At 52.7% G+C, this 12,271-nt stretch carries 10 protein-coding genes; 7 read left to right on the top strand and 3 right to left on the bottom strand.

The genetic code is table 11. The annotated features are described in order from the left end of the window. Window positions 1–9 precede the first annotated feature (9 nt). The 3 genes from PMI41_RS11000 to PMI41_RS10990 form a co-directional block, all read right to left on the bottom strand. Complete coding sequence (locus PMI41_RS11000) at window positions 10–1,515, bottom strand: sugar ABC transporter ATP-binding protein (RefSeq protein WP_008124694.1); 1,506 nt, start codon at window positions 1,513–1,515, stop codon at window positions 10–12. A gap of 4 nt (window positions 1,516–1,519) precedes the next feature. Then, entirely contained in the window at window positions 1,520–2,560 is a 1,041-nt protein-coding gene (locus tag PMI41_RS10995; protein WP_244423922.1) for an ABC transporter permease, read from the bottom strand. Between the two features lie 104 nt (window positions 2,561–2,664). After that, a complete protein-coding gene (locus PMI41_RS10990) occupies window positions 2,665–3,747 on the bottom strand; it encodes a sugar ABC transporter substrate-binding protein (protein ID WP_008124692.1) in 1,083 nt (360 codons plus the stop codon). A 228-nt stretch (window positions 3,748–3,975) separates the two neighbouring features. Between PMI41_RS10990 and PMI41_RS10985 the strand changes: the two genes are divergently transcribed. The 7 genes from PMI41_RS10985 to PMI41_RS10955 all read left to right on the top strand — a co-directional run bounded on the left by PMI41_RS10985 (window position 3,976) and on the right by PMI41_RS10955 (window position 12,271). Continuing rightward, the gene (locus PMI41_RS10985) at window positions 3,976–5,562 is read left to right on the top strand and encodes a GMC family oxidoreductase N-terminal domain-containing protein (protein WP_008124691.1); all 1,587 of its coding nucleotides are present in this window, start codon (window positions 3,976–3,978) and stop codon (window positions 5,560–5,562) included. 99 nt (window positions 5,563–5,661) lie between these two features. Beyond that, the gene (locus PMI41_RS10980) at window positions 5,662–6,648 is read left to right on the top strand and encodes an aldo/keto reductase (RefSeq protein ID WP_008124690.1); all 987 of its coding nucleotides are present in this window, start codon (window positions 5,662–5,664) and stop codon (window positions 6,646–6,648) included. A 362-nt stretch (window positions 6,649–7,010) separates the two neighbouring features. Further along, complete coding sequence (locus PMI41_RS10975; protein WP_157179373.1) at window positions 7,011–8,642, top strand: ABC transporter substrate-binding protein; 1,632 nt, start codon at window positions 7,011–7,013, stop codon at window positions 8,640–8,642. After that, window positions 8,642–9,625, top strand: a complete 984-nt coding sequence (locus PMI41_RS10970; protein ID WP_008124688.1) for an ABC transporter permease — start codon at window positions 8,642–8,644, stop codon at window positions 9,623–9,625. Before PMI41_RS10975 ends, PMI41_RS10970 begins: the two co-directional genes overlap by 1 nt. Beyond that, complete coding sequence (locus tag PMI41_RS10965; RefSeq protein WP_008124687.1) at window positions 9,622–10,524, top strand: ABC transporter permease; 903 nt, start codon at window positions 9,622–9,624, stop codon at window positions 10,522–10,524. Before PMI41_RS10970 ends, PMI41_RS10965 begins: the two co-directional genes overlap by 4 nt. Beyond that, the gene (locus PMI41_RS10960) at window positions 10,521–11,336 is read left to right on the top strand and encodes an ABC transporter ATP-binding protein (protein WP_008124686.1); all 816 of its coding nucleotides are present in this window, start codon (window positions 10,521–10,523) and stop codon (window positions 11,334–11,336) included. The genes PMI41_RS10965 and PMI41_RS10960 overlap by 4 nt, the downstream gene beginning before the upstream one ends. Then, complete coding sequence (locus PMI41_RS10955; protein WP_008124684.1) at window positions 11,333–12,271, top strand: ATP-binding cassette domain-containing protein; 939 nt, start codon at window positions 11,333–11,335, stop codon at window positions 12,269–12,271. Before PMI41_RS10960 ends, PMI41_RS10955 begins: the two co-directional genes overlap by 4 nt.

Here is a 12,271-nt window from a genome sequence, read left to right as displayed (position 1 = left end):
GCTGCTTCCTCAAACCATCGCTGCTACAAGTTCGACCTGATCCGGCTTTTTGCCTGCAGCCGCATCGAACCGAGCCGTAATTTCGCCGTCGCGCATAACCAGCACCGTGTGGGAGAGGCCTATAGTTTCCTCCAACGTGTCCGAGAGCAGCAAGATCGCAATGCCTTGCCCGGAAAGTTGCCGGATAAATTCGTAGACCTCTTCCTTGGCGCCGACATCGAGCCCGCGTGTGGGATGATCAAGTATCAGGATGCGTGATCCGGCCGTCATCCATCTTGCCAGCACGACTTTTTGCTGGTTGCCACCGCTAAGTTTACGGCAGGCAGTATCCGGTCCTGGCGCCTTTATGCGCAGACGCTTGATCCAGTCAGTTGCAACACGTCTTTCCTTGCCATAATCGATGGCACCCCTGCGCATCACGTGCGAGAGGTCGGCGAGAGTGATATTCTCGGCAATGGAAAGGAACATCACCAAGCCCTCGACGCGGCGCTCACGCGGGATATAGCCTACGCTCTTGCGGACGGCCTGTCCGGGTGAGGTTAGCCGCACCGTTTCACCCGCAATTTTTAAAGTGCCTTGCGTGTGTGGAAGGAAACCGCCGACTGCACGCGTCAACTCCTCGCGGCCCGATCCAACCACGCCGGCAATGCCTACGACTTCGCCAGCTCGGATGCTGAAATCCACATTATGAAAGAATCCTGAGATGCCAAGATCCTTGGCTTCGACCATGACCTCGGATTGAGGTGCGATTTGCTGCGCTTCCTTATAATACTCCGTATGCAGGCCGCGCCCGACCATGATCTCATGCAGTTCCGGGCCTGTAACCTTTGCCGCTTCATGCTCTGCGACGACTTTGCCATCCTTCATTGTGTAAACGCGATCGGAAATCCTTAGAACTTCGTCAAGACGATGAGAAACAAACACAAAACTCGCCCGGGATTTTAACGAGCGGACACGTGCGAAAAGCACATCAATATCCGATGCACTCAGCACAGATGTTGGCTCATCAAGCAAAATCACGAGAGGACGGTCGACGCTTTCTTCAAGGGTTAGTGCCTTTGCCAACTCCACCATCTGCCGGGCTGCGAATGTCAATTCCGAGGTGCGGGCGGTGACATCGATATCGACGCCGATCTTGGCAAGCTGCCGACGCGAAGCCTCATGCATGGCGCGCCAGTTCACTATACCAAACCGTGTGAACTGCTGCTCCTGTCCAAGATATATGTTTTCCGCCACGGTGAGATTAAGTAACAGTGACTGCTCTTGAAACACCATGCCGATGCCATTTGCAGCCGCAGCGCTTGAATTGCGCAGGCGCAGTGGTTGCCCGTCCAGCGTCAGCGTTCCGCTATCGGGTCGATGTGTCCCGGAAAGCACGCGCATAAGCGTCGATTTGCCAGCGCCGTTCTCGCCGATAAGGCCGACAACTTCGTTAGGCCTGATTTCGATATCGACATTATTCAGGGCGTATGTGCCTGCGATGAATGATTTGCTTATTCCTTTGGCTGCGAGCATGGCGTTACTTCACAATCTTCAGGTTAAGGCGGTCGAGTGACAGAGCCACAGCGGCTATGATCATCAACCCTTGTACCGTCTGCTGAATGTAGGGCGAGATACCAAGCAGGATCATTCCATTGGCGAGGATGGTCACGATAAGCACCCCGACAAGTGTGTTCAGAACGCCGCCTTCACCGCCGGTCAAAGCTGTTCCCCCGACGACTACCGCAGTAACGGCCGCAAATAATCTTCCGTCTGCAATGGTGGCGTTGGACTGGCCAAGCTGTGCAGCGGCAAGTACTCCTGCTACGCCGAAAAAGAAGCCCGCTAGGCCGAATGCATAAATACGTACGCGTCTGGGATTTACTCCGGAAAACTCTGCAATGTCCTCACCGCCGCCAAGAGCCAGAACGTGGCGGCCAAATCGCGTATAATATTGAATGATAATGGCTAGGGTGAATGCTGCGAGAGCAACCCATACTGCAAGAGGCAGTGATAAAAAGCGGGTGAGGGCGAGGCCCCGGATGCTTTCATCCATCAATCGAACTGCTGAGCCACCGAGCATATAAACTGAAAGCCCAAGTCCTATGAACCAGACGCCAAGCGTTGTCATGAAGGATGGTATGCGCAGGACTGTCTGGAGAACGCCGCTTAATAGACCGATCATGGTGCTCGCAGCAATGGCTGCCAGAACGGCAAGCCAGCCATAATTATGCGCATTGCTGTCATTTGCGGCAAGTAGCACTACCACCATCGCCGCGACGGACATTGCGCCTTCAACCGAAAGATCAATGCTCCCGAGCAGAATGATAAAGGTCATCCCCATGGCAAGGGTCAGTGGTACCGCAGCAGAATTGGCGACCCGTATGAGATTACGGGGTTCGATGAAGTTCGGATTGGCTATTGTAATGATGATACAAAGAACAACCAGCACTGCGAGAGGGGCAAAGGCGCGCCATTTGCGCAATCGCTTCCCGCTAGTTAATCGGGTCAGGAACGATTGCATCGCGTTCTTCTGCTCCGTGGTTGAGATGGACTTCACGAGTTCAGAATTGACAGACAACAGACTATATCCAACATCGAGAGTGGAAAAGTGCAGAGGCCGTATTCGCCAATGCGGTGTTGCAGCAGACAGGTCATGGCCCCGTCTGCTGCTGTGTCAGGTGATCAGGTCCGGATTGCCCCAGTCACACGGCCCCATAGGTCGTTCCAATCCAGCGTTGGCTGGGATTCGACGTTGGTTTTGTAGTATTCTTCGACATTCTCTTTCGAGATAAGAAGCGCCTTGCCGTAGAATTCGCGATGTTCCGGTGGTTCCTTGGCAGGGTCAAACTTCTTGATGTGCGCGTTGTAGCCGATGGCCAGGCCCATGCCGCCCTGCCAGAAGGGATCGGATGTTACCGTGCAGGCAAACTCACCCTTCCGCACTGCGTCCACGGCAGACTTGATGCCATCTACGCCAACAATGGGAACTTTCCCCGCCAGATCTTCGGCTCGCAATGCTTCAAGAGCACCAACGCCCATATCGTCATTTGCTGCCCAGATACCCTTGATGTCGTCGCCAAAGCGTGTGAGCAGATTGCTGGTCAGGTCGAAAGCTTCGGTTGATTTCCAATTGGCAACCTGGAAATCCAGAAGCTTGATATTCGGATTTGCCGCAAGCGCTTCATCGAGCCCCTTTTTGCGTTCAATGGCTGCCGTGGTCGAGATCATGCCTCCTAGCGCAACAATGCCGCCACTGCCACCAATGGCCTTGAACAGTATTTCGGCGATCTGCTTACCGCTGGCAATGCCATCAAACTCGATGTGCGAGACATAATTTGGCGTAAAGTCTTTCGGATGAAGATCGGCAGGCTTGTTCCATTGGGTAACGACAGTGGCACCAGCCTTCGCGCAGGCTTCAACAATCGGCCGTGCATCAGGTGTATCGTTCGGGTCCGAGTTGAGCACCATATTGCCGCCGGTCTTTGCCAGCATTGCTTTGATGTCGGCAATACCCTTTTCGCTATTGCCTTCCGAGACGAGTGTCACGTGCTCAAGGCCAGCGGATTTTGCATAGGCCTCGGCACCCTGTTTCCAGACAGCGTGATATGGGTTGGAAAGCGATCTGATTGACGTCACCAGCGTTGGTGCGGTTTGTGCAAAGAGACGTTTCGGCAGTGCGGCCACCGCAAGTCCTGCAGTTGCACCCAACATCAATGTTCGCCGGTTCACCCGGCCAAAACGCGCAAACTTATCCTGTTCATTCATTCCCAATTCCTCCCTCTGGAAATTAATGTTCTTATATTATCGGCATGTCAGACGCTTGAATTGTGTAGAAAAGCCGCAAGTCTTTACCTTCTATTTGTACGACAACCCTTCAACACCATAACCATACCCTTTCTCTTGACGCTTCACAAGAGACTTGAGATTGTATGTGCGAATTACTGGCTGACGTGAAGTTCCAGCCGGGCTTGTTCCATGAATGGGAGGAACTAAATGGCCGATTATATTATCGTGGGTGGCGGGTCGGCAGGCTGTGTGCTTGCTGCGCGGTTGTCGGAGGATACCAACGCCACCGTTACCCTGCTTGAGGCTGGTCCTCGCGATACCAACATGTTCATCCATTTGCCTGTAGGGTTTTTCAAAATGACTGCGGGGCCACTGATATGGGGCTATGAAACCGCCGCGGGGAGCGAGATAGACGGCAGGACGATGGTTTACCCGCAAGCTCGGGTGCTGGGGGGCGGAAGCTCCATCAATGCCCAGGTTTTTACGCGGGGCTGTCCCGAAGATTATGATGCGTGGGCCAACGAAGAAGGCTGCGAAGGTTGGTCGTTCAAGGATGTGCAGCCCTATTTTAAGAGGTCAGAGGGCAATGACACGCTGGTTGATGAGTATCACGGGAATGCAGGCCCGCTTGGCGTAAGCTCGGGCAATCCGCATCCTTTGACGCGTACTTTTGTTCAGGCAGCGCAGCAGGCCGGGATTCCTTTCACTGCAGATTTCAATGGTGGCAAACAGCAAGGCAGCGGTTTCTATCAAACGACAACCAGGAACGGGCGGCGAAGTAGCACGGCAGTTGGATATTTGAAGCCGGTTCTGGATCGCAGCAACTTGACCGTGAGAACGGGTGTGTTCGTAAACCGGATCGTTGTTAAGGGAAATCGGGCCATCGGCGTTGAAATTATCGAAAAGGGCAAAAAGGTTTTCATAGCGGCCGATCGGGAGGTGATACTCACGTCCGGTGCCATTGGCTCACCAAAGCTTTTGATGCTTTCCGGTATTGGCGCCGCAGATGAACTTAAAAACTTAGGGATCAATGTAGTGCATGATTTGCCCGGTGTCGGGCAGAATCTGCAAGACCATATGGATGTTGATGTTATCGCGGAACTGTCGGGTTCCTATGGCATTGATCGTTACAAGAAGCTGAGATGGCAAATTCTGGCGGGACTCGAATATGCCGCGTTCGGCAAAGGACCAGTTGCTTCGAATATTGTTGAAGGCGGTGCTTTCTGGTGGGGCGATGAAGCAGAAAAAACGCCTGATATTCAATTTCACTTCCTGCCGGGTGCCGGAGTGGAAAAGGGTATTGGCTCCGTTCCGGGTGGTAATGGCTGCACGTTGAATTCCTATCATCTGCGACCACGCTCACGCGGTACGGTGAAATTGCGTTCTTCAGATGCGCGTGATGCGCCAATTATTGATCCCAATGCATTTGCTGAGCCTTATGATCTGGAACGTGCGGTGGATGGAATAATTATCAGCAGAGACATTTTGAAACAGCCAGCATTTGAGCCATTCATCAAACGCGAACATTTGCCGGGTGATGGCGTGAATACACGTGCAGAATGTGCGGCGTTTGCCCGGCAACATGCGCGATCTGCCTATCATCCCGTCGGGACTTGCAGGATGGGTACGGGAGAGGGGGCAGTTGTTGATCCGCAGCTAAGAGTGCACGGCATTGATGGGTTGAGGGTCTGCGACAGTTCGATAATGCCCCGGCTGATTTCATCGAACACCAATGCGGCAACTGTCATGATTGGCGAAAAGGCGGCCGACCTTATCCGACGCGCCAGTAATTGATAACGGAAATCAAAATCTTCTGATCAGGCGTCTTGCAGGGTTGTCGTACAAGTAAAATCTGGTAGAACATCGCAACAGCGGATTTGCAGGGAGATCATGATGCGATCGAAAGAGTTTGGCCGTACCGGCCGCACAGTTAGCGAGATTGGCTTTGGCGCATGGGCAATTGGCGCTGCTTGGGGCGAGGTGAATGATGAAGAGGCGCTAGCTGCCCTTCATGCGGCGCTGGATAGTGGCGTCACATTTATCGATACCGCTGATGTGTATGGCGATGGTCATTCGGAGCAGTTGATTGCGAAGGTAATCAAGGAGCGGGGCGGCGAGAAGCCGTTTATCGCGACCAAAGCCGGACGCAGGCTGTCGGAGCAGACCGTGGCTGGCTACAGCATGGACAACCTGACAGCATATATTGAACGCAGTTTGAAAAATCTTCAGACTGATACACTCGATCTGGTTCAACTTCACTGTCCGCCAACCGACCTTTACTATCATCCAGAAGTGTTTGAACGGCTGGACCGGCTGGTGGATCACGGTAAGATTCGCAATTACGGCGTGAGCGTAGAGCGCGTGGAGGAAGCTCTTAAAGCTCTCGAATATCCTGGCGTTGTCAGCGTCCAGATAATCTTCAATGCATTCAGGCAGCGTCCCGCAGAACGCTTCTTTGCTCTGGCTGAAGAAACCAAAACGGCAATCATTGCGCGGGTGCCTCTGGCGAGTGGATTGCTATCAGGTAAGTTCAAGCGGGATACAAAATTTGCAGAGAATGATCATCGTCTCTTTAACCGCAATGGCGAAGCATTCGACGTTGGTGAAACCTTCTCCGGTGTGCCCTACGAAAAAGGTCTGGAGGCTGTGGAGCGCGTTCGGCCACTGGTGTCGGGAGACACAACCATGGCCAAGTTTGCCTTGCGTTGGATATTGATGTTTGACGCTGTGACTGTTGCAATTCCAGGAGCGCGTAACCCCGCCCAAGCCCGCTCAAATGCGGAAGCTGCTGCGCTTGCACCGCTTTCGGTAGAAACGATGGAAAAAATCGAGCAGATCTATCAGGAAGATATCAAGCCGTTTGTTCATCAACGCTGGTAGAACTCAACAATTGGCGAAATATCACGGCGGCCATGTGCCGCCGTTTCTTTATTCCTGCAACGCAGAGCAAGCTATATACTTCAAAAATAATAGTAAATTTGCAGTTTCCTCATCTCCTATAATTCCTCCCCCAACTAATACCACAGCCAAAATTGGTTCTATTGACAACGCTATAAGCCCGAGTAGCATTAAATCAAATCAATTGAACTAATAGGCGGAACAACGAACTATTTTAATGGGGGAATGAAGATATGACTAAAGAGTTGAATGCAAACTTCGTCCGACTGTCACCGATATCCCGACTGATCAATTATCTTCCGAAGGCCGCGATACTAGGCGCTGTGCTTGCATCAACGCTGACCATGACTTCCACTTCAGCCTCTGCCGAGGCTCTTTTGACAATGCACATTGAAGAGCAAACAAGTTGGGTGCGAAACTTTAATCCATTCGATTTCGCCGGGCGCCGGCAAAGCACGCTTGATTTCATCTATGAGCCACTCGTCATTTTCAATGACCGGGACAATGGAAAACCAATCTATCGGCTCGCAACGGCGTTCAAATTTGCGGACGACCTCAAGTCCATTACCTATACGATTCGTGATGGCGTAAAATGGTCGGACGGCAAGCCTCTGACTGTAGAGGACGTTAAATTTACGATTGAGATGATGCTGAAGAATCCGGCTATTGATTTCGTCGGTGTAAAAGACAGTATTACCGCGGTGGACGTTACCTCTCCAAACGAGTTGAAGATCACACTCAAGGAAGTGGATACACATTTTCCGGAATCGATAATGGATCTTCCCGTTGTGCCGCAACACATCTGGAAAGATGTAGCCGACCCATTTGCTTTCAAGAATGAAAACCCTGTTGGCTCGGGTCCGATGACCGAAATTCGCCGCTTTACGCCGCAGGTCTATGAGCAATGCCGCAACCCGAATTACTGGGATGCCGAGTCGCTGAAAGTCGATTGCCTGAGGCTGCCGCAAATTGCCGGCAATGACCAGGTGCTGGCAACGATCCCCGAGGGACAACTGGACTGGTTTGGATCATTTATACCGGATATCGACAATACCTTTGTCTCAGTTGATACGGAGCATAATCATTACTGGCAGCCGCCTGCGGAAACCGTATCGTTTCAGATGAACCTGAAAACAACCAAGCCCGGTAACGCTGCGGCCTTCAACGATATAGCATTTCGTAGAGCCATCAGTCTGGTGATGGACCGCACTGCGATGGTCGACATTGCCGGTTTTGGTTATCCGGTGGTCAATCTCCATGCCAGCGGTCTTCCGCCTCGTTTTGACAGTTGGCGTAATCCTGAAGCCGAGAAGGCTCAAGATGAGTGGATGGGCTATGACATCGACAAGGCCAACAAGCTGCTTGACGATGCCGGTTATAAAAAGGGTGGTGACGGCTTCCGGACCACCGCGAAAGGTGATCCGATTGCTTTTGCAATCATGGTGCCGAATGGTTGGACTGACTGGATTGATGCGGTTCAGATTGCCACTGAAGGTCTTCGCAAAGTTGGCTTGAATGCGACTGTTGCTACTCCGGAATATGAACAATGGGGAAAGCAGGTTCTTGAAGGTAGTTTTGATGCGCTCATCAATTCGCGTGCCGATGGCCCGACACCTTTCAAAGGATATTATGAATCGCTCTCATCGGCCTATGCAGGCCGCGTCACTGGCGCTCCATCCCGCTATTCGAATCCCGAATTGGATGGATTGTTTGCGGATTATCGCAAAGCAACAAGTGACGAACAACGCCGTGATATTTTCAACAAGATACAGCTCGTTGTTGCAAATAATTTCCCCGTTATTCCACTGTTCAACGGCCCGACCTGGTATCAGTATTCTACGAAGCGTTTCACCGGCTGGGTATCCAAAGATGATCCCGCGCTGAATCCTGAAGACCATGACAATAACAGGTTGCGTCTGGTTCATCTTCTACGCTTGCGCCCGGTTGATGAGAAGGCGAGTGGAGACAACGGCTGATGCGCATTCCGCTTCACCGGCTTGCTGTCTATGGCGTCGCCTTTGTTTTTGCCATTGTTGTCAATTTTCTTGTTCCCCGGCTTATGCCGGGGAGCCCCGTCGATGGAATGATTGCACAACTTGGGCCACGTGCAACACCGGCGGCGATAGAGGCAATCAAGGCTCGCTTTGGTGCCGTCGAACAGCCAATGTGGGTGCAGTTTCTGGACTACCTCAAGGGGTTGGCCACTCTCGATCTGGGCGTTTCGGTAAAGTACTATCCGCAAACTGTCGTTGAAGTGTTGGGGCGGTCTGCCGGGTGGACAGCTTTTCTGGTTCTGACTGCGATCATATTTTCGCTCTGCATAGGTACGACCTTAGGCGCTCTTTCCGCATGGCGTCGTGGTGGTCGGTTGGATACGGTGGTTTCACCATTATCCATCATGATGATCGCAATTCCACCTGTGGTGATTGCAGTGGCTACACTCTTCACATTTGGTGTGGCGCTGCGCTGGTTCCCGGTTGGATATGCCTATAACCCCAATCTTGATCCCGGGCTGAATTTTACATTCTTCGGTAGCGTTTTCCTGCATGCCATCATGCCCGTGCTCACACTGTCGCCGTATCTTATCGGCGAGTTCCAGACGACGATGCGTACAAGCATGATCTCGGTTCTGGGGGAAGACTACGTGACCATGGGCAGAGCCAAGGGCTTGAGCGAAACGGCAGTCATGTTTGGATATGCCGCACGCAACGCATTGCTGCCGGTGCTGACCAATCTCGCCCTGATGCTGGGTGCTGTTTTCGGTGGCTCAATCGTTACGGAAATCGTGTTCAATTATCCCGGCCTCGGCCTGACGCTTTATACGGCCAGCGTTGCCAGAGATTATCCTGTTATTCAGGGGCAGCTCCTGCTCATGACGTTCGCCACCCTTAGCGCAAATCTTCTCGTCGATCTGATTTATGGCGTTGTCGATCCGCGCATCAGGGAGGCAAGGACATGAACTCCGGGATCAAAGTTCTATTGCGTCAGAAAAAGGCAATGGTTGGTCTGGTTATCGTTGTGGCACTTTGCCTGATGGCTCTGTTCGCGCCAATCATTGCACCGAACGACCCGGGTGCACGCGTGGGGCGTTCGCATCAGGCTCCCAGCATTCAGCATGTCTTGGGAACAACCAAGATGGGCCGCGATGTCTATAGCCAGTTTGTATGGGGAGCCCGATCATCTCTTGCCGTCGGATTCGCTACGGGCATACTCATAACGGTGCTTGGCACGTGCATCGGCCTGGCAGGCGGGTACTTCGGTGGACGCACCGACAATACGCTCGATATCCTGACCAATGCCGTGCTTGTGATCCCCAATATACCATTGCTGATCCTGCTGGCTTCATTTGCAGGTACGGTCGGGCCATGGGCCATCATGACGATTATTGCTTTGACCTCATGGCCATGGGGAGCCCGAATGACGCGATCACAAACACTTGCATTGCGGAACCGCGAGTTTGTTGTTGCCGCGAGAATGGTCGGTGAGCCGAACTGGCGCATTGTATTTGTTGAGATTGTACCAAACCTCCTTCCATTGATCGCGCTCAATCTGGTGGGCAGTATCATCTATGCAATTGTTGCGCAGACCACGTTGGAATATCTCGGATTTGGTGACCCGCTTAACGTCACTTGGGGCACCATGCTTTACAATGCCCAGAATTCGTCGGCGATTATTGTCGGTGCCTGGTGGGATATTGCCGTTCCGTGTGCCGGTATCGTGCTTGTGGGACTAGGGCTTTCGCTGCTCAACTTTACCTTCGATGAAATAGCCAATCCACAGTTGCGCTCCGGCCCGGCATTGAAGCGCTGGTTGCGATTGAACCGTCAGCGGGTACGCATGCTGGAGGCGAACCAATGACCGATGCGCTTCTTCAGGTACGTAATCTCAGTGTCGACTATCTCCTCGATAAAGGAGTATTCAACGCCGTCAAAAACGTGTCATTCGATATTGGCCGGGGCGAACTTTTTGGACTGGCCGGAGAGTCTGGATGCGGGAAAAGCACGATCGCATATGCCATAACCCGGCTGGCAAAGCCTCCGGCCTGGGTTGCAGGCGGTGAGATTTTACTCGAAGGGCAAGATATTCTCAAAATGCCCGACCGTCAGCTCCAATCAGTTCGCTGGCGGCGCATTGGGATGGTTTTTCAAAGCGCAATGAATTCGCTTAATCCGCTGATGCGGGTAGAAGCGCAGTTTCATGATGTCTTGCACCGTCACACAGGTTGCCCCCGCGAAAAATCTCGCGAGCGTGCCAAAGAGATGTTTCAGCTGGTCGGTATTCCTGCCGACAGGCTCTCAAACTATCCCCATCAATTCAGCGGGGGAATGCGCCAGCGCATCGTGATTGCAATCTGCCTGGCACTCAATCCTGAACTCATCATTATGGATGAGCCGACGACTGCTCTTGATGTCGTTGTGCAACGGGAAATTTTGGAACAGGTCGCTGACCTTCAGAGAACCAAAGGTTTCTCAGTGCTGTTCATCACCCATGATCTGCATCTGATGGCGCAAATCTGCCATCGCATAGGCGTGATGTTGAAGGGTGAGCTGGTTGAAGTCGGAGAAGTTCGGCAAGTGAGCACTGCTCCTGCCCACGAATACACAAAACGTCTTTGGGGTGCCATTCCCAGTCTCCCGTCCAGCATGCAAAGAGAGGGAGTGCCGCTATGAATGCAATTCCCGATCTTGGCCGCGTAAAAGGATCAGGGCTGGCACCGATCATCGAACTCAGCTCCATTACCCGGTCATTCGGACTTGTTCACGCGTTGCGTGGCATCAGTCTTTCGCTGGTTCCCGGCAAAGCGCTAGCCTTGGTCGGAGAGTCCGGGTGTGGAAAGACGAGTTGTGCGCGTATTATTTCGCGCATGGACCACCCAACGTCCGGCGAAATGTTGTTTCGCGGTCAGAATGTTACGACTGCCGGATCTGCCGAAACCGAACGTGCCTATCGGCGTGCGGTTCAGATGGTTTTTCAGGACCCTTTTGCGTCACTTAATCCGGTGTTTTCCATTGAACATCATTTGACCCGGCCCTTGCTTTTGCATGGTCACGCAAAAGGCGGAGTAGAAGCAAAAGCGGGCGTCAACTCGTTGTTGGCAAGTGTTGGCCTGGATCCGACCGTCACCGCGTATAAGTTTCCGCATGAACTTTCAGGTGGACAAAGACAGCGTGTCAATATTGCCCGGGCACTGGCGGTACAACCAGAGGTTCTTGTCGCAGATGAACCCACCTCCATGCTTGATGTGTCCATCCGGCTGGGCATTCTTGAACTGTTGTCCAGCATCAAGCGCGAGCGCAATCTGGCATTGCTTTACATCACGCATGATATCGCAACTGCCGCCTATGTTGCCGAGGAAATTGTCGTGATGTTCGCCGGGCAGATGGTTGAGTGGGGCGATACAAACTCCGTAATCGAAAATCCGCAACATCCTTATACCCGCTTGCTTCTGTCGGCGGTGCCGGACCCCTATCGACCTTTTATCCCGGGGGAGAGTGCGAAATTCCTGCGCCATGCGGAAGAGGTCAGGCGGCTATCACGTCCTGAGTCCCAAGTGGTGCAGCAGGCTGCTTCAAATCACTTCTTTCGCTCTCTTGGACAACAGTGA

This window comes from Phyllobacterium sp. YR531 (assembly GCF_000282595.1).
GTDB lineage: Bacteria > Pseudomonadota > Alphaproteobacteria > Rhizobiales > Rhizobiaceae > Phyllobacterium.
Note: the sequence above shows the minus strand (reverse complement) of the source record. Positions and strands in the feature narration are given on the sequence as shown.

Coding starts and splice junctions, on each gene's coding strand:
- PMI41_RS11000 (WP_008124694.1), bottom strand. CDS start 1,515: ATGCTCGCAGCCAAAGGAATAAGCAAATCATTCATCGCAGGCACATAC.
- PMI41_RS10990 (WP_008124692.1), bottom strand. CDS start 3,747: ATGAATGAACAGGATAAGTTTGCGCGTTTTGGCCGGGTGAACCGGCGA.
- PMI41_RS10985 (WP_008124691.1), top strand. CDS start 3,976: ATGGCCGATTATATTATCGTGGGTGGCGGGTCGGCAGGCTGTGTGCTT.
- PMI41_RS10980 (WP_008124690.1), top strand. CDS start 5,662: ATGCGATCGAAAGAGTTTGGCCGTACCGGCCGCACAGTTAGCGAGATT.
- PMI41_RS10975 (WP_157179373.1), top strand. CDS start 7,011: ATGACTTCCACTTCAGCCTCTGCCGAGGCTCTTTTGACAATGCACATT.
- PMI41_RS10970 (WP_008124688.1), top strand. CDS start 8,642: ATGCGCATTCCGCTTCACCGGCTTGCTGTCTATGGCGTCGCCTTTGTT.
- PMI41_RS10965 (WP_008124687.1), top strand. CDS start 9,622: ATGAACTCCGGGATCAAAGTTCTATTGCGTCAGAAAAAGGCAATGGTT.
- PMI41_RS10960 (WP_008124686.1), top strand. CDS start 10,521: ATGACCGATGCGCTTCTTCAGGTACGTAATCTCAGTGTCGACTATCTC.
- PMI41_RS10955 (WP_008124684.1), top strand. CDS start 11,333: ATGAATGCAATTCCCGATCTTGGCCGCGTAAAAGGATCAGGGCTGGCA.